The following is a 24,340-nucleotide window of genomic DNA, read 5'->3' as shown; positions in this document are numbered from 1 at the left end:
TCAACTTATTGTCTATTCAATTAATCTTAACTATATGAATTTATCTAATTTATATTTGACTTATTTTCCATAAGAAAACCATCGGACGATTTACATAAAAAGCTTATCCCTAATACATAGTAAGGTTGGGGGTGATTATGAATGAAATTTGTATTAATTGGTGCTATTCTCCTGCTTTCCCAGCAAATTCAGCCTGATCACAGCTTAACGATTATCCATAATAATCATGTAATCGAAAAAGTGAATCGCAATGATGCCGCGCTGTTGATGCAAGAGACATTCATGATTGATGAAACAAAATTAACTAAAATCATGAATCATTTGGATAATCAAATGTATAAGGCGCCGGTAAATGCTGAAATGGATAAAAGCGGTAAAATTATTCCGGAAAAAACAGGCTATAAATTGCACCGTGAGAACTTCAATGAAAAATTCCATATGTACTTTTTCGGGAGCGGGGCCGCCCGCATGGAAGCACCGAAGATAAAATTGTATCCAAGGGTGGATAAAGAATTGCTGAACAGTATTCGCACTGCAAGGATAGGGACTTATGTAACTTTTTTTAATAAAAATAATATCCAGCGTACAAAAAATATTCATCTTGCTGCAGAGGCAATCAATAACAAGGTCGTATTTCCCGGTGAGACGTTTTCCTTTAATGGGGTTGTCGGCAACCGTACAGCAGCGAGAGGCTATATGAAAGCACCAATTATCATCAGGGGTGAACTTTCTGAAGGAATAGGAGGGGGCATTTGCCAGGTTTCTTCTACTTTATTCAATGCAATTGACAATGCAGGATTAAAAGTAATCGAGAGGTATTCCCACAGCAGAAGGGTTCCTTATGTTCCTGCGGGAAGAGATGCAACAGTAAGCTGGTATGGACCTGATTTTCGGTTTACGAATAAATACAGTGAGCCTGTCCTGATCAGGGCAGCTGTCTATGGAGCAAGTGTGATGGTCACCATCTATTCTACAAATGAAGTTGCTTATGAAAAAAGATCAGAACCCCGGAACCAGCCCGTTAAGATGAGGTAAAGGATAAAAGTTTACCATGCAAGATACATAAAAATTGCTCTTTTTAGGAAACTGCCTTATGAAAATGATACTTCTGAATCCTAATGCTTGGACATATAGTTAGAAGAATCTTTTCGTAGGCAAGGTGATCATTATCACTCAAAAAATAGCAGCGATTATAATAGGAAGCTTATTGATCAGCATTGGCATAAACGGCTTTTTAGTTCCCCACCATTTGATTGATGGCGGAGTTGACGGAATAGCCTTGATCTTACATTACTATTTTGGATATAAAACGGGTTTGTGCATTCTGTTCTTAAGTTTGCCGCTTTGTTTATTTTCCTGGTTTTTCAAACCGGTCTATTTCTACAGCAGTATTCACGGTTTATTGATATCTGCCTTTTTTATCGATTTACTGGATCCATTGAGAACTCAATTTTCTTTGCCCATTTTTTTAAGTTCCCTTATAGGAGGAGGATTAATCGGAATTGGTATTGGAGTCATGCTCCGAAATGATACAAGCACAGGGGGAACGGATTTATTGGCACGGCTTATTTCAGACAGCACAAAATTAAATATAGGGATTTCGATTTTACTTATTGATGGTCTTGTAGCAGCCGCAGGGTATAAAACTCTGGGACCCAGAAGCTTTTTCTTTTCATGTGTCACAATTGGAATCATTGGATTGATTACACACATAATTATGAAACCTGCTGATCACTGAAAAAGCAGGCCAGAGCTTGATTTGCTTATTTTTTTAGATTGCTTGTGCTCACCCGGACCATTGCAAGTATAATTCTTCGGCCACTTGAATAACTGTACACACTTTATGTATTACTTAGTATCAAAAAGTCTCGTAATGCTATGCTGCTGAAGAATAACAGGAGATACGTGAAGCCAATAAGTAAGTTCCATTCAGATAAGGAAGACCAAGTTCCGGGTGATGGATTTTGGTCTTTTTTGGGCATTAATCCTTTTTTCTCTCCATACCTTATAAATTCACAAAAAACACCACAAGAAATATTAATGCGAGAGCAATACTGACGATATAGATGGCCGATAAATTTTTCATTCTGGCCTTTGCAGTTTCCCGGTAATTCTCAACTGCTTGATTATGTCCAATTAATAGGGTTACTATTAAGCCGACTAAGCTAATGATTGAAATAATAATGACGCTGAACCAAATTGACAATGCATTGACTCCTTTTTTATATATTCCAAGCTCTTAATCATCATTTTACATATGATCCTGCAGATGGGGACCTCCAATTTTCAGAAATTGAGGCCATCCACTTTTAAAAAGATATAAAATAGTCAGGAGTTGTACCTATAATGGGATATGAATGGAAGCCCGACCGTTCTAGCACACAGCCGATCTATAAGCAGATCGTTCAGTATTTTGAAAAGCAGATTAATAACGGAGAAATGCCTCCATATAGCAAATTGCCTTCTGAACGCATGCTTTCAAAAGAATTAGGAGTAAACAGAAGCACGGTCGCAGCTGCCTACGCTGAACTTAGTGCGTCAGATTTAATTATCAGCAAGAAAGGAAGCGGATCAGTTGTCCGCGGGTCAGATCCCTCCAATAATGGCGGAAGGGTGCCGAACTGGAACCGCATGCTGATAGCTGGAACTTTATTGCCGAATGTACCTATCATACAGCGGATTGCAGAAGAGGCCAATCACAAAAATCTGATTGATTTAGCTACAGGGCAGTTATCGCCCGAGCTATTTCCAAATCAGCAATTTCAGCACATTTTAAAGAATCAGGCCTTCGATCATCCTTTAAGTTATGAGCATCCGCACGGCAACCTGAAATTGAGGGAAACGATTGCGGAACACTTGTTCATTTATAAAAATATTGAATGCACACCATCATCCATTCTTATTACTTCAGGAGCTCAGCAGGCACTTCACCTTATCATTCAGTGTTTATTAAAACCTGGTGATGCTGTTGCAATAGAAAATCCTTCATATACCTATTCATTGCCTATTTTCAAATCCCTGGGCATTAAGACAATCTTACTTGAAGCAGATGAAAATGGAGTAAACGTAAACGAATTGAATAATGCATGTGTAAGCCACCGTATCCGCATGATTTTTCTTAGTTCGGCCTATCAAAATCCAACTGGCAGCGTTTTGCACTCAGAGCGAAGAAAAAAGATTCTCAATACTGCTTTTGAATTTGGCATTCCAATTGTAGAAGATGATCCTTATTCTTTACTGTCCTTTAAAAATGAAAAAGCACCAACCTTAAAATCCGAAGATTCACGTGGCATTGTTATCTACATAAGCTCATTGTCAAAAATGGTATCTTCAGGCATAAGAATTGGCTGGATCCTCGCTCCGAGACAAATTATTGAACGATTGGCAGATGCCAGACAGCAAATTGATTATGGATCAAGCATTTTTTCAGATTGGCTCGCAAGCAAGTTTTTGAAATCAGACTTTTTTGACCCCCATCTGCAGCAGCTGAAAATTGAATTAAAAGACAGAAGAGATTTGCTGGCTTCAGCTATTGAAAAGCACCTGCCCGGACAACTGGATTATTCAGTACCAAAAGGCGGTATTCACTTATGGTGCAGGATCAGACAAGAACATCAAGATGAAAAACTTTTTAATCGTGCAGTAGATAAAGGAGTCATTTATACGCCTGGAATTGCTCTCGGTTCGGAAAAAGGCTTTGTCAGATTTACTTTTGGACGAGCTGCTAAACATACAATCGACCCGGCTATTGCAGCTTTTTCAGAGGCTCTGTTAGAGCAGAAAGAAGAATTTAGCCCTAAGAGGAGTTGATGTTATGAAGCTGAGTATTTTAGATCAATCACCGATTTCTGAAGGTTCATCCGCAAGAGTTGCGCTGACTCAAACCGTTCAGTCAGCAAAAGCAGCTGAAGAACTTGGCTATACTCGGTACTGGCTTGCAGAGCATCACAATACTGACGGACTCGCCAGTACGGCTCCTGAAATTCTCATGTCACATCTTGCATCGATTACAAGCAGAATTAAGTTTGGTTCAGGAGGAGTCCTTCTGCCGCAGTACAGTCCATTAAAAGTGGCTGAAACATTCAATACGCTTGAAACTCTTTTTCCAAATAGCATCGACCTTGGCATTGGACGTTCACCCGGAGGATCTCCTGAAACACGTCTGGCTTTGACAGATGGAATGCGAAAAAGTTTAAATGAATTCCCAAGACAACTGAAGGATTTGCAGGGATTCCTGAAAAAGTCTTTACCCATGGAGCATCTATTTTCAGATGTACAGGCTATGCCTGAATCCGAAACATCTCCAGAAATGTGGCTGCTTGGGGTTTCACACCGCGGTGCAAGAATGGCAGCAGAGCACGGAATGGCGTTTACATATGGTCATTTTATTAACCCATTAAGCGGTAAAAAAGCAATGAACGATTACAAGGAGCAATTTCAGCCGTCAAGTCACCTTCCTGATCCAAAAACCAATTTCTGCATTTTTGCTGTATGTGCAAGAACGCAAGAAGAGGCTGAATACCTGGCGTTAAGCCAAGATGCATGGCTGTTAAATGCAGAAAAAGGAGAAAATACAAAGATTCCATCCCCTGATGATGTGAAAAAACGTGTTTTTTCTGATGAAGAGCTAGAGAAAATAAAAAGAAACCGCAAACGAATGGTTGTTGGCACTCCTGCTAAGGTGAAAGAAGAATTGCTGAGCATTTCAGCAGATTATCAGACCGATGAGATTATGATCATTGCAAATATCTTTGATTTTGAAGCGAAATTGGAGTCATATAAGCTTCTGGCAGAAGTTTTTGACCTTTAAGGAAAGTGAAATCACAGCAGAGGAAAAGTCGTTTTGTTTTCATTCATCAATAAAAATTGATACAATGACGTTGTTTATTTGAATAAGCAAGGTTTAGATGAAGGAGGACAAAAAAATGTCCATTGAAACTACTAAAGATATAAAGATGTCCGTATTGGATCTTGCGCCTGTTGTTGAGGGCAGCACTCCGAAGGAAGCTTTTAAAAACACGCTTGACCTCGCTCAGCATGCTGATAAATGGGGCTATAACCGTTTTTGGCTTGCAGAGCATCATAATATGGAGGGAATTGCGAGTTCAGCCACAGCAGTTTTAATTGGACATGTTGCAGGGGGTACACACAATATCCGCGTCGGTTCAGGCGGAATCATGCTGCCAAATCATGCTCCGTTAGTCATTGCTGAACAGTTTGGCACACTTGAATCTCTTTATCCAGGCAGAATCGATCTGGGGCTTGGACGAGCTCCTGGGACCGATCAGCTGACAGCCCGTGCACTCCGCAGAGAAAACATGAGCAATGGAGAGGATTTCCCAGAACAGCTTGATGAGCTGATGGAGTATTTTCAGCCAACAGAAGCATCACATGTTAGGGCGGTTCCCGGTAAAGGCCTTAACGTGCCGATTTGGCTGCTCGGTTCAAGCGGATACAGTGCTCAGCTTGCAGGAAGATTAGGATTGCCATTTGCATTTGCAAGCCACTTTTCACCTGAACATACGATTCCTGCAATGCGGCAATACAGAAGCAGTTTCAAACCGTCTAATGTGCTGCAAGAACCTTATGCAATGGTAGGCGCGAATGTAATAGCTGCTGACAGTGATGAAAAAGCGGCTTATTTAGCAACGACGATGCAGCAGCAATTCTTGAATCTTGTCCGCAATCGTCCGGGCAAAATGCAGCCGCCGGTTGAAAATATGGAAGAGATATGGACTCCATATGAAAAAGCAGCTATTCATCAGCAGCTTGGATCATCGATTGTCGGAAGTGCAAGTACGGTCAAAAAGAAACTCGAAAACTTCATAGAAGAAACAGGCGCAAATGAAATTATGGTTAATGCCTCAATTTATGACCATCAAGAACGATTGCGTTCATTTGAAATTGTTTCACAGCTCTTTAAGCAGAAGATATAGGAGGCAGCAATCATGAAATGCAAAATCAACCGCAATGCAGCTAAGGAATTGAATAAACTCCTTGCTGCACAAGACGCTGAAGGCAAAATGATCCGTGTAATCGTGACAGAAATGCATGGAGATCACGCTCATTATGACATCACGCTTGACACACCGTCAGAGCACGATGAAATTGTGAAAACGGACAAAGATATTGACGTGCTGCTCGATCAGCGCGAAGACTTCTTGGACGGCGTGTGGATTCAATATTTTTATGTGCCTCAGCCGGGGTTTGTCATTACAAATTCATCAAAAGGCAGTCATCGGCATTAAAAAAGGAGTGGAGCCAATCTTACGGCTTCACTCTTATTTTTTGGCTGTTTTCGCATAGATTGTTGTTTTTGATCACCCTCTATAAATTTGGTTATTGTGCAGGAAAGTAGATACAAATGCACGCTATGTTTCCACTATTTTGGTTCTTTGCAACGGGAAGTGGAATCAACCGCGTGCTATGATTCCACCGATTTGGTTTTTGTAACGGAAAGTGGAATCAACCACATACTGTGATTCCACCATTTAGGTTTTTGCAAGGGGAAGTGGAAACAACCGCGTGCTATGATTCCACGATTTTGGTTTTTACAACGGGAAGTGGAAACAAACGCATGCTATGATTCCACGATTTTGGTTTTTGCAAGGGGAAGTGGAAACAACCGAGTGCTATGATTCCACGATTTTGGTTTTTGCACTTAAAAGTGGAATCAACTGCACGCTATGAGAACAAAATTCCAGAATGGCAGCTGTAAAATGGAATCAACCATTCCCTCTAATCTACAGAAAAAGTCAAGTTCCTTCCCCTACAGTACTTATGGTTATAACTTCTAGTCTAGATCAACAATTCTTAAGAAAAGAGCCTATTTTTTGAAGCTGTTCTCTACTAGTCATTTAATGTAGGCGTTTGCATGAATCAATCCCTTTGAGTCACTCGCTGATTTCTAGTATACTAGGGCAGAGAAATTGTACGAAGAAAGGGAATAAACATACGATGACTACACAATTACAAGCTTTAAACCTCCCGAATCAAATAATGTCTGACATAATAAAAAGATCGGAAACATTTAAAAACAGCGAAGATGCGATGCTGATCGGAAAAGGCGGATACATGCCTTCTGATGATGCGATATTATATGATGCCATGATCGCATTATCATTAGGCAAAAATGTTTTATTAAAAGGACCTACAGGATCTGGAAAAACAAAGCTCGCCGAGACGCTGTCAAATCTTTTCGGCCAGCCGATGCACAGTATAAATTGCAGCGTGGATCTTGATGCGGAAGCGCTGCTTGGCTACAAAACCATCTCGCAGGAAGGTTCAAAAACGAGCATAGAATTTATTGAAGGTCCTGTCATTCATGCAATGAAAAAAGGCCATATCTTATATATAGATGAAATTAATATGGCGAAGCCTGAAACATTGCCAATTTTAAATGGTGTGCTGGACTACCGTAAAATGATTACGAATCCATTTACTGGAGAGGTAATCAAAGCAAGCAGCGGCTTTGGCGTGATTGCAGCTATAAATGAAGGTTATGTAGGTACTGTTCCTTTAAATGAAGCCCTTAAAAATCGTTTCGTTGTAATTGATGTGCCTTATATTCAAGGTGAACAGCTAAAGACCGTCCTGCGAACACAATCTTTCCTTACAAATGAAAAGCTGATCAGTCAGTTTGTTACTCTTTCATCTGACTTGATCACACAGGTGCAGAATGGGCAAATTTCGGAAGAAGCCGCCTCTGTAAGAGCGCTTATCGACACATGTGATTTAGCTGTCTATATGCCGCCGCTTCGGGCCATTTCACGCGGCATCACTGAAAAACTTGAAGACGACAGGGAAAAGGCAGCGATTCAAAATATTGCAGAAACTCTTTTTATGTAAAGGGGGCGTGTCATGAAATATATAAAATTTAATGACAAGCGGGTCGATTCGTTTTTATTTATGGAGCTTTCCGACTTGGCAAAGACTCTTACTAAAAAAGATGAGACTGAGGTTGAATTTGCCGTGCAGTCTTACTATGATCCGTTCATTCAGAAAGTGTATATCAGCCACTTCTGGGATAACCGGCCGCGCCGGGATATGGTGAATGGCTTGAAAAGCGATGTGCTATTAAGAAGCATCGGCAGCTATAAATACACAGATTTCCTTGCAGTGGATGCCTTTTTATCACATGTGCAGAAACTTGCGGTTTCAAGTTTTGCAAAGCAGCTGTTTGTGATGCTTGAGGATTTGAGGCTTGAGGAGCACTGCAAGCATGAACGTCCAGGCACAATAAAGGTGTTTGCTGCCAGACGCTCGATGTATAGACGTTTTTTTAAAAGTCAACTAACGATCAACCAGGAGAGAAGCATTTATACGGATGCACTTTTTAATGCATTTTATTTAAAAGCAACATCAGATTCTCCGCTGGAGGAATTTCCTGGGCTGACAAATCCAATCGATCTCGCTGTGCCGTTTATGCAGGGAGAATTGTTGAAGCTCTATGAAGCCCGCAATACGAATGACATAGGGAAGATTGTCCTGAACATTTCAGAAGTTCTTGAAGACATTCTTCCAAATGACATGCTGAATATGTATTTTCATCTGCCATTATTAAATTACTCAGAAGCAGAATCGGGTTTAACCTTTGATGACCTGAAACGAAAATCAAAGCTGAAAAACGATGATATACTTGAGCGGAAAAAAGAAGAAGATGAAGACATTCACGAGGATAAACTCCCGACCTGGCACAGGGAAACAAGCGAAGCGACAAAGAGTTTTCTTCAATTTGACCTTGAGCAGGGAAGCAAAACAGACCTTCTCGGAGAAGGGGTCAGAGAAGGCGATGACGGCGATCAGGCGCTCGGCATGGTACAGGGATCCTCAAAGAAAACGGCAAGAAATGATTATTCTAAGCTTGAAGCGATGGAAAACGCAGAAAACAAACAAGAGCGCGGGGACAGTGAGGCTTTCGGCAAAGAAAACAAATTTGCCTATCCTGTTTTTACATCACCCGAAAAGCCAAGTGCATCGGATCAAGCTGCTTACATGGAAAAAAAAGAAACCATCGTTCCATTTCAAAAAAAGCTTAAGCAGATGATCGAAAAAACGCTCGAGCATAAAAAGATTTCACCGCGAAGCGATCTGCATACCGGACGCTTAAGCAAAAAACTGCTGAAGCTCCTTACAGACGATAATCCGCGTCTATTTTATAAAAAAAATCAGCCGTCCGCGCAAATTGACGCTGCTTTTTGTCTGCTTGTCGATTGCTCAGCATCAATGTTTGATAAGATGGAACAGACAAAACTCGGAATCACCTTGTTTCATGAAGCCCTGAAATCTGTTTCCGTCGTGCACCAGGTCGTCGGTTTCTGGGAAGACACAAATGAAGCAACTGAAACAAAACAGCCAAACCATTTTAAAACAGTCATCGATTTTGGGAGTTCTCTGCAGAAGAAAAGAGGAGCTGAAATTCTGCAGCTTGAGCCTGAAGAAGATAATCGCGACGGCTATGCTATTCGCCATATGACAAATCAGCTGATAAACCGCAGTGAAAACCAGAAATTTATGCTGGTCTTCTCAGACGGGGAGCCTGCTGCAACAGGCTACGAACAAAACGGAATTATTGATACACACGAAGCCGTCCTCGAAGCAAGAAAACGCGGTATTGAAGTCATTAATATCTTCCTTGCAAATGGAGAAATTGACGAAGGACAGCAAAAAACGATTCAAAACATTTACGGTAAATTCAGCATAGTGGTTCCTGACATAGAGAAGCTTCCGGAAGTGCTGTTTCCCATTCTGAAAAAACTGCTGCAAAAAAGCATCCATGCTTAAGAGTGTCTTTACAAGGCACTCTTTTTGTATCGGTTTCATTCTTTTGCTACTATATAAGTGGAAGCAGATCATTTGAAACATGTTATTCCGTTCATGCATATGAAAAGCAGCCGGGAGAATCGTCAGAATCTTTTGCGGAAATTATCATAATATACTCAAATCTAAAGGATATTCTGTCATAAACCTAATAATAAAAAGACTTCATGGAATACATATGACTTAAGCGTGCAGATTCCTTTTTCAAATTGATTGCTTTTTTATCAAAATTGACCGAATTTACATGAAAAAGAAGAAAATTTGTCAGCTCCATGAGGGGGAAGAAGCCGTTTTTTATCTTGAAAAATAAAAAACATGCTTCTTTTACTCATTGAATTCACTTTTAATTTTTGTTTTTCAGTATTATTTTAAATTTTCTTATGATACTCCTTTGATAAAACAGGCAAGGAGTGTTAAAATGGAAATGGAAGCGTTTTAATCCAAGCCTATCATTTTAAGAAAGATAGGATAGTATATTACAATAATATCCATTTGAATCTGTTTTTTAAAAAATTCAAGTCAGATTCACTACCATTGCTGGGGGTTATGTAAGATGTCAGGAACAACAACAAAGCGCAAGATTCGACTTGAGGATTTTCATGGACCGAACCTTGGCTATGTACTGGAACTGTTTGATCAATTTCAGCAGGATCCAGAATCGGTTGATGAAGAATTAAGAGAAATGTTTGAAGGATGGGACACAGTACCGCAGGCCCAAGTTAGCAATGAAACATCAGCGGGCACAGCAGCATCTGTTCAAAACGCAACAAGCGCGGATAAAATGAAGAAGATTGCTTATGCAGTCAAGCTTGCAGATGATATCCGCACTTATGGACATTTAAACGCTTCAATTTATCCTTTTGAAAGTGTCAAACAAAAAGAGTTTCTTCAGCTGAAAGATTACGGGCTGACAGAATCTGACCTAGAAGAAATCCCTGCATCCATTTTATGTGCGGATGCACCTGAAGAAGTTAAGAATGGTTTAGAGGCCATTCAATATTTAAAAGAAGCTTATACGAAAACGATTGCTTTTGAATTCTCTCATGTACACCGGTTTGAAGAAAAATACTGGCTTAAGAAAATGGTTGAGTCAGGTGAGATCTTCAAAAGTCATTCAAATGAAAAACGAGCGTCTCTTCTTCGCCGCCTCTCTGAGGTTGAAGGCTTCGAGAAGTTTTTGCACCGCACGTTTGTAGGACAAAAACGCTTTTCAATTGAAGGGTTGGATATGCTTGTTCCAATGCTCGATGACCTGATTTCAAACGCGGTTCACGCAGGAACAAATAATGTAAACATCGGTATGGCCCACAGGGGACGCTTAAATGTGCTTGCACATGTTCTCGGCAAGCCTTATGAAATTATTTTCTCTGAATTTCAGCATTCTCCAAATAAGGAGCTCGTTCCTTCTGAAGGATCTGTAGGCATTAACTACGGCTGGAGCGGAGATGTAAAATATCACCTTGGTGCTGACCGTCAAATTACTGACGAAAACACAAAACGTGCAAGGCTGACTCTTGCAAACAACCCAAGTCACCTTGAGTATGTGGACCCGATTGTCATGGGCTACACACGTGCTGCACAGGATGACCGCAAAACTACAGGCTATCCTAAACAAAATGAAAAAGAATCAATGGCGATCATCATCCATGGGGATGCTGCATTCCCTGGTGAGGGCATCGTAGCTGAAACATTAAACTTAAATTCATTGACAGGCTATCAGACAGGCGGTTCCATTCATATTATCGCCAACAACATGATTGGATTTACAACAGAAAGCAGAGACTCGCGCTCTACAAAATATGCAAGTGACCTTGCAAAAGGATACGAAATCCCGATCGTGCACGTAAATGCAGATGATCCAGAAGCGTGCCTTGCTGCGGTCATGATTGCCATTGAGTACCGCAAGCTCTTTAACCGTGACTTCTTGATTGATTTAATCGGCTATCGCCGCTTTGGCCACAATGAAATGGATGAGCCATCGACGACACAGCCGCAGCTCTATGAAAAAGTCCGCAAGCATCCGACAGTTCGTGCACTCTATGCTGCACAGCTTGAAGAAGCAGGCTATTTAAGCAAGGATAAAATCGCAGAAATTGATCAGCAGACATTGGACAAATTTGATGCAGCATATCAAAAAGTTCCATCGAAAAAAGTAACACAGGTCCTTGACATAGAGCTTCCTGAAATCGTTATCAATGGACTGCCGAAAATCAAAACATCCGTTGATAAAGAATCTCTCTTAAGAATCAATGATGAGCTTGTGAAATGGCCTGAAGGCTTCAATGTCTTTGATAAATTGAAGAGAATTCTTGAAAGACGCGCCAATATCTTTGCCGGTGAAGAAAAAGCGGACTGGGCATTAGCAGAAACGCTCGCATTCGCAACGATCCTTGAAGACAACACGCCAATTCGCCTGTCCGGCCAGGATTCTGAACGCGGCACATTCTCTCAAAGACACTTAATGCTTCACGATAGTGAAACAGGCAATGTTTATTCACCGCTGCATACACTATCTAAATCAAATGTGTCGTTTGCTGTTCATAACAGCCCTTTATCTGAAGGATCTGTTATCGGATTTGAATATGGCTACAACGTCTTTGCACCTGAAACACTTGTGCTTTGGGAAGCTCAATACGGCGACTTTGCCAACGCTGCACAAGTTTTCTTTGATCAATTCATAGCAGCAGGACGTGCAAAATGGGGTCAAAAATCAGGACTTGTGATGCTTTTGCCTCACGGTTATGAAGGACAAGGACCTGAGCATTCAAGTGCAAGACTTGAGAGATACCTGCAGCTTGCAGCTGAAAACAACTGGACAGTGGCAAACTTAACGAGCGCTGCTCAGTATTTCCATATCTTAAGAAGACAGGCAGCTCTTCTGAAACGTGAAGAAGTGCGCCCGCTTGTCATTATGACACCTAAGAGTCTGCTGAGAAATGCGCAAACTATCTCTTCCATCGGAGACCTTAGTGAAGGGGAATTCCGCCCGGTTGTTGAACAACCTGGACTTGGCCTGAACTATGCGGATGTGAAGCGCATCGTTCTATGCAGCGGAAAAATCGCAACGGATCTGACAGATAAATTAAAATCTCTTGAAGAGGATGTAAAAGAAATCCATGTAGTACGTGTGGAAGAATTATATCCATTCCCTAAAAAGGAAATTACAGCGATTCTTGGACGCTACGAGGCGCTTGAAGAAATCGTCTGGGTACAAGAAGAACCGATGAACATGGGTGCATGGACATATATGTATCCAGAACTGCGAGAAGTGGCACCTGCACAAGTAAAAGTGAACTATATCGGAAGAAAAAGAAGATCTTCGACAGCAGAGGGAGATCCAAATGTTCATAAAAAAGATCAAGAGCGTATCGTAACAGAAGCATTGACGTGGAAAAACGAAGGGAGAATTTGATCATGGCACAAGTAATCGTACCAGAATTAGCTGAATCCATCTCAGAAGGAACTATCGCACAATGGCTGAAACAACCAGGGGACTACGTTGAAAAAGGGGAATATCTGGTTGAGCTTGAAACAGATAAAGTAAACGTTGAACTGACAGCTGATTATTCTGGTGTGCTGAAGGATGTTGTCAAAGATTCAGGAGACACGGTTCAAGTCGGCGAAGTGATTGCAGTAATCGATGAAAATGGAGAGACCGCAGCTACACAAGTTGAAGAAGTAAAAGAAGAACCGGTAAAAGAAGAGCAGCCGAAAGCTTCTGCACCTAAAGAGGAAAAGCAGGAGAAAACGGAAAGTAAATCACAGCGTCCGATTGCTTCTCCGGCAGCACGCAAGCTTGCTAGAGAGAAAGGAATTGATCTGACTCAAGTTCCTTCAGGAGACCCGCTTGGCAGATTGCGCAAGCATGATGTTGAAGCTTATTCTCCAAACTCGGCACCTGAAAAGCCTGCAGCGCCTCAAAAAGCGCCTGAAGCCAAGCCTGTAAAGCAAGCTTCTGATTCTTTTGACAAACCAGTTGAGCGCGAGCGCATGTCACGACGCAGACAAACGATTGCTAAACGCCTGGTCGAGGTCCAGCAGACAGCTGCCATGCTGACGACATTTAACGAAGTTGATATGACAGCGGTAATGGACGTCAGAAAACGCAGAAAAGACAAATTCTTTGAACAGCATGAAGTGCGTCTTGGCTTTATGTCATTCTTCACAAAAGCGGTAATTGCCGCTCTAAAGAAATACCCATTATTGAATGCTGAAATTCAGGGTGATGAGCTAGTTATTAAAAAGTTCTATGATATCGGCATTGCCGTTTCAGCTCCAGAAGGTCTTGTTGTACCAGTTGTCCGCGATGCAGACCGCAAATCATTTGCTCAAATCGAAGGCACGATCGGTGAGCTTGCAGGAAAAGCGAAAAACAACAAATTAACAATCGGAGATCTTTCTGGGGGTACATTCACGATCACAAATGGCGGCGTGTTCGGTTCTCTAATGTCTACACCAATCTTAAACGGACCACAAGTCGGAATCTTGGGCATGCACAAAATCCAGCTTCGTCCGGTTGCAATTGACAAAGACACAATGGAAAACCGTCCAATGATGTACATTGCCCTTTCATACGATCATCGCATCGTAGACGGCAAAGAAGCAGTAAGCTTCCTTGCAACTGTCAAAGATTTGCTTGAAGATCCAGAATCATTACTGATTGAAGGATAATTGAAAATGAAATCCTCATGGCGTTAATGAATTGAGGGTGGAATAATACAAATAGACGGGTACCACACAGCAAGTGGTACCCGTTTTTTATTGTTTTCACGTTGTTATGGGTGCTAAAGGGTGGAGATTGCCTATACTCTGAAAGATAGTGATGTTTGAGTCTCATCATTTAATATGAAATTACAATCGCTGTATGAGGAAAAATTCGAGATGGCAGCTGTAAAAAGGAATCAAAAAGGATGGATGAGGACAAGCATGCAGAATGGCGGCTGCCAGAAAGGAACCAAAGCCCAAAAATGAGAAACCAATTCCCAATGAGATGAGTCCACTTAAAAGGTCTTGCTAAAGGGGTCAATCTATAATCGGACATACAAAATTACACAAGTAAGGTTCATTTTAGCCGTTTTGTCATTTATAATGTAAACCGAAAACGAGCATCGGCAGCGATGCTCGTTTCATTCTATCTTCAGTCTTTAACAGGAAACCAGCCAGGTGTATGAATGATTGCCTGCCATAAAGGATCAGGCACAACGAGGCGGGACTGGGCATTTTTATCGAGTTTCGTTTCAATTTCATGTTCCCGGCCTTCGGCAATTTTCTGCACCCAATCCGGGTCGATGATTAATTCACGTCCAAGAGCAATAAGGGGCACTCCAGTGCTCATCGCTTTAATGGCGTCATCTGGTGTATAAATCGATCCTACGCCAATCAGCGGTACCTTACCGTCAACACGTTCTTGGATAATTTCAAGGCGGGAGCGTGTATCATCAATACCCCGTCTTGGTGTTGACCAATATTCCATCAGGGAAATATGAAGATAATCCAAGTCTTTTTCAGTAAGTGCATCAACAAGCGCTAACGTATCTTCCATTGTAATTCCCGGTGTTTCCGGCTCCTCTGGTGAGAAACGGTAACCTACAAGAAATTCCTTTGTCCCATATTGATTAACCGTCTTTTTTACCTCATCAACAACTGCAAGAGGGAAAGCAAGTCTTTTTTCGATGCTTCCTCCAAACTCATCCTCGCGGCGATTTGAATGAGGCGAGACGAATTGCTGAATTAAATAGGTATTTGCACCGTGTATTTCAACACCGTCAAATCCAGCTTCTATGGCACGGCGGGCTGATTCACCAAAGTCTTTGATAATGCTGTTTATTTCTTCTATTGTCAGCGCGCGAGGCATCGGTGCGTCTCCAGATGGATGCCCCTGTTCAGCAGCCACTGCACTTGCGCTGACTACATCACCATTTGGAACTAGTTCTGCAGGAACCATGCGTCCGCCATGGAAAATCTGGAGAATCGCTTTAGCACCTTGATCCTTTATTGCTGAAGCAAGCTTTCGCAAAGAAGGAATCATCTCATCGGAATCACTTCCAAATTCGCCGGGAAATCCTTTACCGCTTGGCGTCACATAGGCACATGCGGTAATAACTAATCCTGCTCCGCTTGAACGGCGGCTATAATAATCAGTTTCTGCTTCTGTTACAGTTCCATCTTCATTTGATGAAAAATTTGTCATTGGCGCCATTACGACACGATTCTTTAATTGAATGCCGTTTTTAAATTCGAATGGCTGAAATAACGGCTGATAGTTTGAATTCATAATTCTCGACCTCCGTATTCATAAGTACCTTTACATGATACTGTCTTGATTTAAAAGTTGCATTAAATATGCTCATTAGAGTTTGTTTAATCTTTTCAAATCATTCATGATAGAAGATATGGAGCGTGAAGTCGATGGTAAAAATTGAAGCAGAAGTGATACAGGGGCGAGGAAGTTATTATGACCTTGGCATCAGACAGGGAACATTGCATAAAGATTCTAAACTCTTCCAAAATCATCGGAAAAGAAGAATAAAATCAATTAAATCTTATCAATCCGAATTAAAAGCAGCTCAGAGTCTATATGAACAGTTTGCACCAGGATTATGGATGGAACTTGAGGGTTTGTCTGAAGGATTGGACTGGAGTCTTGAAGATGTGGTCCATGAATACAGCGGATATCAGGCAGATTGGAAAAAATCAGGGTGCAGTGCTCTCGTGCAAAACGGATACTATGCCAGAAACTATGACTATCATCCGAAAACATACGAAGGCCGTTTCTTGATATGGCAGCCCGAAAACGCCTACGCAAGCATCGGTTTCGCCACAAGAATGATCGGACGGATCGACGGCATGAATGAAAAAGGGCTGGTCATTGGCTATCATTTTGTAAATCGGCTGAAACCTGGAGACGGGTTTATTTGCTGCAGCATTGCAAGATTTATCCTGGATACGTGCAAAACGACTGCAGAAGCCATTGAAAAGCTGAAAGAGATCCCGCATCGGCATGCGTTTAATTATTCCCTTTACGATGCAGATGGACATGCAGCCATTGCAGAAGCATCCAGCAAGGGGGTTTCAATCACATCAAATTCTCATTTGGCGTGCACAAATCATTTTGAAAGTCCTTCTAAACTGAGCGAAAACCGTCATCATCTAGCGGAAACTCATTCCAGGAAGAATCAGCTTTCAGCAGTCTTCCGTTCTGACTTTTCAGCATCAGATGCTTTTACTCTCTTTAACAGCACAAGCAGCACGATTTTCAAAAAGGAATATCAGAATTGGGCAGGAACCCTTCATACTGCGGTTTATATGCCAAAAACACTTCAGGTGATGATCGGAGTCGGTGGAGACAGTCAGCCGCTGGTCTTTTCATTTAATGAGTGGCTGAAAGGAAAAAACAGCTATGTGAAAAAAATTAGAGGAATACTTGAAACAAATATTGAACTTCCTTTTTAAAGAAAACGTTTGATTTTGAGTTCCCTTAGGGTACAGGATTAGAGAGTAAAGAAAGTTGGGGGAGTGTATATGCAGCAAGTAATAGACATGATGAACCAGAATGAGCGCCTGCTATTTGAAAAATGGGAGAAAAACGTCGAGAGTCCGCAATTTGTAGATTCAGAAGAAAAACAAAAACTATTTGATATGATTTTCAGCATCATCAGCATATCAGATGAAAAATCCGCTGATTACCTGAGAGAATGGTATGAGAGATATTTTAAGCAGGATGATTCCTTAACGTATCTTGTAAAATCGGTTCAGCAGTTTAGAAGATCTCTCATTGAAATTGCCCTATCACATGAGAATTCAGCTATAGTTGTAAATGATTTATATAAGACCGTTGACAAATGGTTTGATCCCATCATTGCAGATTTAGTGAGTGACTGTTCAAATTCATGGAACGAAGAATTCCGAAAGCAGCAGCATATTGTAAAAGAACTGACAGCTCCAATGATCCCAATCTCAACAGACATATGCATCCTGCCCCTGATCGGCAACATTAACGATGAAAGGGCCCAGGTCATTAAAGAAAACCTCCTGATTGGTGTCGAACATTATAAATGCAATTATATATTTATTGATATTACCGGAGTCCCGGTTGTGGATACATTTGTTGCAAACCATTTAATGCAGGCAGCAGAAGCTGTTCAATTGCTTGGCACAAGCTGCATCATTGTAGGCATCCGCCCAGAAATCGCCCAAACCCTGATCAACCTTGGAATATCGATGGATAATATCCAGACCTTCTCTAATCTTCATACAGGGATTCAATATGTAGCGATGAAGGGAAAGAAAGAACAGCGGTGATGACCGCTGTTCTTTTTTTGCTACTAAGTTTACATAATATTATTATGATTTAAATAAAGTGAAATCACCCGTATGTCGGGCGTCACCTATCTTTTTTACTGCTGTGAACAGGGAATTTCCTATTTTTGTAGAATAGGGTAAGAGAATCTTTAAAAAAGGGGTGTCGTCTATGATTACTTTTCAAAAGCCGGATGTTGAGCAGTTTTTAAAGGTGCTGACGATTCAGGACTTTACGGTTTCTCCAGATAAAAAACAGCTGGTGTTCAGTACAAATATCGGCGGACATTTTAACCTATGGGCAATGGATTTGCCAAAATTGTTGAAGCCCTGAGACATAAGGGCCGAGCGGTAGACTACATGGTATTAGAGGACGAGGGACACGGCTTTACAAAAAAAGAGAATGAAATTCTTGTTTATCGCGCAATCGCTGATTTTTTCAATCAGTACTTATAAGAGAAGGTGAAAAGATGAACAGCAGGAAAATTGCCATCGTAACGGGAGCAAGCAGGCTAAAAGGTATTGGAGCTGCCATTTGCCTTGAGCTTGCACAAGCCGGAACAGATCTATTTTTCACTTACTACCGGCCGTACGATGCTGAGCAGCCTTGGGGGTCTGATCATGAAGAAGCTGAAAGGCTTGAGGCTCAGCTTGCAGCCTTAGGAGTGCGCTCGGCAAGTATGGAGCTTGATTTAACAAATACAGACTCTTTCCGCCTCTTATTTGATCATGTTGAGAAAAAGCTCGGAGAACCAACCATTCTTATAAATAATGCAGCATACTCTGCTGAAAACAATTTCGAAACTATAACATCTGAAAACCTCGATGTTCATTATTTTATGAATGTCAGGGCGCCGCTTATGTTAAGTTCCGAATTTGCAAAACGGTTCAGGCAAGGCCGGGGAGGAAGAATTATTCATATGACATCCGGCCAATCCCAAGGACCAATGCCAGGTGAGCTTGCATATGCGGCAACAAAAGCATGTATTCCTGATATGACCAAGACGCTTGCAGCAGAAATGGGCTATAAAGGCATCACGGTAAATGCAGTGAATCCCGGTCCTACAGATACAGGCTGGATGACAGATGACTTAAAAGCAGGGCTTGTTAAAAAATTTCCTATGAACCGAATCGGGCAGCCTGAAGATGCTGCCCGGATTGTTTCTTTCCTTGCAAGTGATGCAGGTGAATGGATTACCGGCCAGACAATTCATTCTGAGGGCGGATTTTTAAGGTCCTGAGTGAATAGGCTTCCTGGCTTATTTTTAAACATAATACAAAGCACAAAGGTATAAAGGGAAGGGATCTATATGACTGTAATCAGACTGACAAAAGAACGATATCGCGAAGCAATGAAACTATCAGAATATGCGTTTCAATACAAAGTCCCTGAAGAAAAGATTGAAAATAGACTGCAGACGATGGAAAAGCATCATCAGTTATTCGGGATTCTTGAAGGGGATGAGCTTGCTGCAAAGCTGCATTTGCTGCCGCTTGAAGTGTACCTTGGAGAAAAGAAATGGAAAATGGGCGGCATAGCGGGTGTGGCCACTTATCCTGAATACCGCCGAAGCGGGTATGTGAAAGAAATGATGACATTCCTCCTTGAATATATGAGAAAAGAGAGCTTCAATGTATCCATGCTGCACCCATTCTCAGTGCCATTTTACCGGAAGTACGGCTTTGAGCTGTTCAGCAGCAGTCTCAAAGCGTCTTTAAAATCAGAGGATCTAGTTATGAAAAAGCAAGTGCCAGGAAAAATCAGACGCTCTCAAAAGGCAACACATTCTTCTGATATCAGAGAAATCTATGATGAATTTGCCAGACGCTTCTCAGGTATGCTCGCCCGTGAAACGTCTTGGTGGAAAGAGTCCATTTTCGATGACAGGACTGCAGCTGTTTATTATAACGAGGCAGGAGAAGCAAAGGGCTATATGCTATATGAAATAAAGAATGACAAAATGACAGTTGAAGAGTTTGTCCCATTAACATCTGAAGCAAGAGTCGGCTTGTGGAATTTCATCTGCCAGCATGACTCTATGATTAAAGAACTTGAGATTGCTACATACGAGAGCGATCCATTATTCTTTTCACTGAATGAGCCAAGAATTAAGACGGAAGTGAAACCTTATTTTATGGTGCGAATCGTTGATGCGGAAAGCTTTTTAAAGGAATATGAATTCGAATGGCCGGACGGTGATACAGAACTTGTCATTCATTTAAAAGATCAGCATGCTCCTTGGAATAATGGAACATACAAATGGAAGAACAAAGCAGTCATCAAACACAGTGATTCTGAGGCTGATGGACTGTCGCTTGATATTAATACTCTGTCTGCTGCTTTGTTTGGCTATAAACGGCCAGCTGATTTATATGAAATCGGCTATATTGAAGGTGATGAAGAAGCTGTAAAAGTAATGGAAGCATTGATTCCGTCAAGAAATGCATTCTTTTACGACTTCTTTTGATGAAGAAAGAGCTGCGACATGCTAGCTTCTTTCAGAAGGGCAAAAGGTAAGACACATATTATTTTGCACACCATTGTACAGTCTAAATGGTGTGCTTTTTTACATGAATAAGTCAATCAGGATTTTGGGAATTTATGTTTATAAGAAAAGAAGAGTTAGTTTGGGACAGGACCTTGTAGGAAGTGATTTTCTTTCTTTCAGTTAAAGGACCAGAACATTTTTAATAAAATAGGATCATTGTGAAAACTTTCACTTGAAACCTTCTTAATTTAACTGGAATCCAGAATAAGGAGGTAAGGCTTTTATTTAACGGAAGTCGCAGTTTTGCAGAAGAAAATCCCATATAGCAAGAGCTTTTTAATTGACCTGATTAGCTTACTCACACATCTAATTAGTATTAGTAAGAATATGGACAACAACACAAATATATATTTAGACAGGAGTGAGTAAATAGGGGGGGATTTTTCTGGTTAACTCAATCGTTGCAAGGTCGCTGGATGAAACAAAATTTTGGTCAAGAATTATGAAAGAGCATGCCTTATTTTTAAGTTTAGGGTTTACTCATGAACAAAAACAATTGATTACTGAAGCACAGCAATTTATCACTATTTTTGAAAGAATAGAGGAAAAGCTGAGCAAATTCACGGTAAACTCAGATTTACGCCAAATACAGGCCTTTAATAGTGAGGTTTATCAAGCAGCTGCTTCTATTTGGCAATACAAAAGAAAAGTGTTAGGTTTAACATTACGCTGCGAAATTCGTTCTAATAATTTCCCGTTACTGGTTGATCACATTAGCAGAGAAGCAGCTTACTTTGCTAATCGTCTAAAAGAGCTCAATGAAGGTATACTAGCCCCAAAACCTGAAGCTATTATTGAAGAAAATGTATTCTTTCTTAAAATCATGGCTGATCATGCTAAGTTTATCGGACATCTTTTAGATCCTTCGGAACGAAAGTTAGTAGAGCAGGCGAAAGAATTTAGTCATGATTTTGATCAATTGGTTTTTCAGGCTGTTGATTTGGAATCTATGCGGCCACAATCTGAAACTAAGCCAATACTAAGCCAGTTCTTAAATCAAAATAGAGTATCGGTAGCCTCGTTAAGAGATTTTAAGAAAACAGCAAGGGAATTAATAGAAGCATGTCGTATTAAGAGCAATATTCATCCCCTTTTAGCAGATCATACTTTTAGAGAAGCTGAGAGGTTTCTTGAGATCATAGATTTATTTGAAGCTAGTCTGGAATAAGCCTTGAAAAGGTTTTTACTTATTTAGGGTCAGACCGATGGCAGAATCGATTTATACTATAAATAACTAAATGGGTGGCGTTATTGAACTTCTTTCAAAAAGGACAGTAATTTGTCCTTTTTTTGTATTTATAAATTTCCCCCCTGTTCTTTTGAGTAAATTCAAGATCAGGGGGGGCAGATGGCGGAGCTTCGGAGAATTTTACACGCGCCCGCATGGTGAGGGTTAATTTCTGAAATTGGAGGAACTACTTGTATGGATGATTTAGTAAAAAAGCGGGCTGCAAAGTAGAGAAATGATTGAATTCTCTACTATTTGTTCGATCTTATCGACAATTTGCTTTGATAGAAGGAAAAAGGAAAGTAACTCTATGCTGCAGGACTTTGTTTTTTAACAAAGTCCTGCTTAATGGAGATTCCTATAGTGACTCAAAGCTAGCAGCGGGAAAATCTTATTGTAGCTGTGATAATGAATATAAAACTGTTTCGGCAGTCCTATGCCGGTAGGATATGCTGAGCTTTTTTCATCGAAAGGCTGCATTAGGCGTTTTACAGCTTTTTGTATTGCTTCATCCTTTTTATCCATCACACATAATAGCGCATCAAGCGCCCAGGCTGTTTGTGAGGGAGTGCTGAATGCGAGCGGCATGTAGGTTTTTACTTCAGAGCTTCTGCATGATTCTCCAAATCCGCCATCTTCCTTCTGGATGCTCAACAGCCAGTTCACTGCTTTATTAATCGCAGGATGAGAGTTTGATAGACCTGCTGCTTTTAGTCCGGTAATCGCAGCCCAAGTTCCATAAATATAACAAACTCCCCATCTGCCATACCATGAACCGTTTTGTTCTTGCTGATGCAAAAGCCAGGCAACCGCTGCCTGAATCGAAGGATGTTCTTTTGTTAAACCTGCAAAGTTTCCGAAATATTCAAGAACACGGCCGGTTAAATCAGCTGTAGAGGGATCTATAGCCGCGTCTTTGGCATTTTCAAGCGGAATGGATGCAAAAATAGGATTGTTTACATTTTTTTCAAATGCACCAAAACCCCCGTCTCGATTTTGCATCGATAAAAGCCAGGATGAACCTTTATTCCACGCCTCAAAATAGACCGGATCTAAAGCGGAAAGCTGAGTAAGGGCACGGAGAACTGCGGCTGTGTCATCATTATCAGGATGATTGGTATTGATGTTTGAAAACCCCCAGCCGCCCGGAGAGGCAGAAGGATTATGAATGCGCCAGTCCGCCTTTTTCACATGCTGTCGTGAAAGTAAATAGGAAGAAGCGTTCAAAATCATCGAATCATGAGAAGGGATACCAGCTTTTTGCAGGCAATAGCTGAGCAGGGCGGTATCCCATACAGTGGAAGTTGAATTCTCAAGTGTTGTCAAATTGTCATCTTGATAGATGATTGATTTAAGTCCTGCAACTGCCTGCTTAATCTGAGTGGAGTTTTCCTTATAACCAAGAGATAGCAGGGCATAAATCATAAAAAAAGTGGCACTTGCATAACTGTAAAGCGTCCCGTCTGCTTCAATTCTCTGAAGCATGTATTTTTCAGCGGCGTTCTCTCCTGTTCTGTGAACATAAGCTGGGAAGCCGGCAAACGACCGAAGCGTTTCAATGAAGATCTGCTTTGTGCGATGGCTGTCTGTAAACGACAGCCAATCAATGGACCGCGGTTTTGAAACATATAGATGAGATAGATTGATGGATGGATTGGTCCTGTGAACATATCGTTTATTCATCGCCAGAATCATCGGCATAAAATGAATCCGGGCGTAGGAACTCAATTGATACATACTGATCGGGGATTTAGCCGGCAGCAGTAAATAGGCAAGCGGAAAGCGAAAAAACTTTGGCCAAGGATAAAGACCGTTTACTGCCAGGAACCATTTTGTCATAAAATGAACATTAGCTAGGCCGCCTTGAGAGACTATGAAAGATTCTGCCCGATTCAGCAAAGGGTCTGATTTTTTATATAAACCTGTAGAGAGAAGGGCTGTATAAGCTTGAACAGTTCCGGTTAAATTGCCTTCTTTTTCATCTTCGTAAAGCTTCCATGTGCCTTCATCTGACTGCAGATTCAGCAGCCGATTTGCCAGTTTTTTTATCAGGACTTCATCATTGTCCTGCAAAGAACGGAGAAGAATAATCATAAAGGCATCTGTCATCGGACCGCCTTCAAAACAAAAGCGAAAGGAACCGTCGTTTTGCTGCAGCTGTCTAAGCTCATCAGTCATGCTTTTGATTTGCTTGTTTAATTCGTTTATTGAAATCACTGAACTCACCTCATCTTTTTCAATCTATTCGTAAAAAGAGGAGGTTATGAGTTTGCAGCTCAAAGTGGAAATGAGGATCTTAAGGAAGTGCGCTAAACCCAAGTTTACAGCACAAAGTGCAGGTGTCGATCATTAGGAAGTGCGCTAAACCCAAGTTTACAGCACAAAGTGCAGGTGTCGATTATTAGGAAGTGCGCTAAACCCAAGTTTACAGCACAAAGTGCAGGTG

20 protein-coding genes are annotated in these 24,340 nt (G+C 41.1%); 17 read left to right on the top strand and 3 right to left on the bottom strand.

What is annotated here, in order from left to right; genetic code table 11:
* Positions 1-141 precede the first annotated feature (141 nt).
* Both ABEQ24_RS13315 and ABEQ24_RS13310 read left to right on the top strand, forming a co-directional pair.
* Positions 142-1,035: a VanW family protein gene (locus tag ABEQ24_RS13315; protein WP_430007237.1), complete on the top strand. Its 894-nt coding sequence runs from the start codon at positions 142-144 to the stop codon at positions 1,033-1,035.
* A gap of 133 nt (positions 1,036-1,168) precedes the next feature.
* The gene (locus ABEQ24_RS13310) at positions 1,169-1,738 is read left to right on the top strand and encodes a YitT family protein (protein ID WP_430007279.1); all 570 of its coding nucleotides are present in this window, start codon (positions 1,169-1,171) and stop codon (positions 1,736-1,738) included.
* Between the two features lie 267 nt (positions 1,739-2,005).
* Here the strand turns inward: ABEQ24_RS13310 and ABEQ24_RS13305 are convergent, their stop codons facing one another.
* Complete coding sequence (locus ABEQ24_RS13305; RefSeq protein WP_430007236.1) at positions 2,006-2,206, bottom strand: hypothetical protein; 201 nt, start codon at positions 2,204-2,206, stop codon at positions 2,006-2,008.
* A 140-nt stretch (positions 2,207-2,346) separates the two neighbouring features.
* On the opposite strand from ABEQ24_RS13305, the gene ABEQ24_RS13300 reads away from it, so the two are divergent.
* From ABEQ24_RS13300 to odhB, 8 genes are all read left to right on the top strand, one after another.
* Positions 2,347-3,810: a PLP-dependent aminotransferase family protein gene (locus ABEQ24_RS13300; protein WP_430007235.1), complete on the top strand. Its 1,464-nt coding sequence runs from the start codon at positions 2,347-2,349 to the stop codon at positions 3,808-3,810.
* Between the two features lie 4 nt (positions 3,811-3,814).
* The gene (locus tag ABEQ24_RS13295) at positions 3,815-4,810 is read left to right on the top strand and encodes an LLM class flavin-dependent oxidoreductase (RefSeq protein WP_430007234.1); all 996 of its coding nucleotides are present in this window, start codon (positions 3,815-3,817) and stop codon (positions 4,808-4,810) included.
* Positions 4,811-4,925: 115 nt separating this feature from the next.
* Positions 4,926-5,936, top strand: coding sequence for an LLM class flavin-dependent oxidoreductase (locus tag ABEQ24_RS13290; protein WP_430007233.1), 1,011 nt, complete (start codon positions 4,926-4,928; stop codon positions 5,934-5,936).
* Positions 5,937-5,948: 12 nt separating this feature from the next.
* Positions 5,949-6,248 (top strand): iron-sulfur cluster assembly accessory protein, encoded by a 300-nt coding sequence (locus ABEQ24_RS13285; protein WP_430007232.1) that lies wholly within the window; start codon positions 5,949-5,951, stop codon positions 6,246-6,248.
* Positions 6,249-6,957: 709 nt separating this feature from the next.
* Positions 6,958-7,848 (top strand): ATP-binding protein, encoded by an 891-nt coding sequence (locus tag ABEQ24_RS13280; protein ID WP_430007231.1) that lies wholly within the window; start codon positions 6,958-6,960, stop codon positions 7,846-7,848.
* A 12-nt stretch (positions 7,849-7,860) separates the two neighbouring features.
* Positions 7,861-9,783, top strand: coding sequence for a vWA domain-containing protein (locus ABEQ24_RS13275; protein ID WP_430007230.1), 1,923 nt, complete (start codon positions 7,861-7,863; stop codon positions 9,781-9,783).
* Between the two features lie 589 nt (positions 9,784-10,372).
* On the top strand, positions 10,373-13,231 hold the full coding sequence (gene sucA, locus ABEQ24_RS13270) for a 2-oxoglutarate dehydrogenase E1 component (protein WP_430007229.1): 2,859 nt from the start codon (positions 10,373-10,375) through the stop codon (positions 13,229-13,231).
* A gap of 2 nt (positions 13,232-13,233) precedes the next feature.
* Complete coding sequence (odhB, locus tag ABEQ24_RS13265) at positions 13,234-14,490, top strand: 2-oxoglutarate dehydrogenase complex dihydrolipoyllysine-residue succinyltransferase (RefSeq protein WP_430007228.1); 1,257 nt, start codon at positions 13,234-13,236, stop codon at positions 14,488-14,490.
* Positions 14,491-14,956: 466 nt separating this feature from the next.
* On the opposite strand, the gene ABEQ24_RS13260 is transcribed toward odhB, so the two are convergent.
* Positions 14,957-16,093: an NADH-dependent flavin oxidoreductase gene (locus tag ABEQ24_RS13260; RefSeq protein WP_430007227.1), complete on the bottom strand. Its 1,137-nt coding sequence runs from the start codon at positions 16,091-16,093 to the stop codon at positions 14,957-14,959.
* A gap of 134 nt (positions 16,094-16,227) precedes the next feature.
* Here ABEQ24_RS13260 and ABEQ24_RS13255 point away from each other — a divergent pair, with 134 nt between their 5' ends.
* The 7 genes from ABEQ24_RS13255 (at position 16,228) to ABEQ24_RS13225 (ending at position 21,834) form a co-directional block, all read left to right on the top strand.
* Entirely contained in the window at positions 16,228-17,271 is a 1,044-nt protein-coding gene (locus tag ABEQ24_RS13255) for a C45 family autoproteolytic acyltransferase/hydolase (RefSeq protein WP_430007226.1), read from the top strand.
* A gap of 69 nt (positions 17,272-17,340) precedes the next feature.
* On the top strand, positions 17,341-18,120 hold the full coding sequence (locus tag ABEQ24_RS13250) for an STAS domain-containing protein (protein WP_430007225.1): 780 nt from the start codon (positions 17,341-17,343) through the stop codon (positions 18,118-18,120).
* Positions 18,121-18,289: 169 nt separating this feature from the next.
* Positions 18,290-18,451, top strand: a complete 162-nt coding sequence (locus ABEQ24_RS13245; protein WP_430007224.1) for a hypothetical protein — start codon at positions 18,290-18,292, stop codon at positions 18,449-18,451.
* Positions 18,415-18,573 (top strand): alpha/beta hydrolase family protein, encoded by a 159-nt coding sequence (locus ABEQ24_RS13240; RefSeq protein ID WP_430007223.1) that lies wholly within the window; start codon positions 18,415-18,417, stop codon positions 18,571-18,573. Before ABEQ24_RS13245 ends, ABEQ24_RS13240 begins: the two co-directional genes overlap by 37 nt.
* Positions 18,574-18,587: 14 nt before the next feature.
* Positions 18,588-19,358 carry an SDR family oxidoreductase gene (locus ABEQ24_RS13235; RefSeq protein WP_430007222.1) on the top strand — a complete coding sequence of 257 codons (771 nt, stop codon included), beginning with the start codon at positions 18,588-18,590 and terminating at the stop codon, positions 19,356-19,358.
* A gap of 69 nt (positions 19,359-19,427) precedes the next feature.
* Positions 19,428-20,585: a GNAT family N-acetyltransferase gene (locus ABEQ24_RS13230; RefSeq protein ID WP_430007221.1), complete on the top strand. Its 1,158-nt coding sequence runs from the start codon at positions 19,428-19,430 to the stop codon at positions 20,583-20,585.
* A 466-nt stretch (positions 20,586-21,051) separates the two neighbouring features.
* Entirely contained in the window at positions 21,052-21,834 is a 783-nt protein-coding gene (locus ABEQ24_RS13225) for a DUF2935 domain-containing protein (protein ID WP_430007278.1), read from the top strand.
* Between the two features lie 405 nt (positions 21,835-22,239).
* Here ABEQ24_RS13225 and shc read toward each other — a convergent pair whose 3' ends face one another.
* Positions 22,240-24,111, bottom strand: a complete 1,872-nt coding sequence (gene shc, locus ABEQ24_RS13220; protein ID WP_430007220.1) for a squalene--hopene cyclase — start codon at positions 24,109-24,111, stop codon at positions 22,240-22,242.
* Between the last annotated feature and the right edge of the window lie 229 nt (positions 24,112-24,340).

Origin of the sequence: Metabacillus idriensis (assembly GCF_050483325.1) — a bacterium.
Lineage (GTDB): Bacteria > Bacillota > Bacilli > Bacillales > Bacillaceae > Bacillus_P > Bacillus_P idriensis_A.
This window is presented reverse-complemented; position numbering and strand designations above follow the sequence as displayed.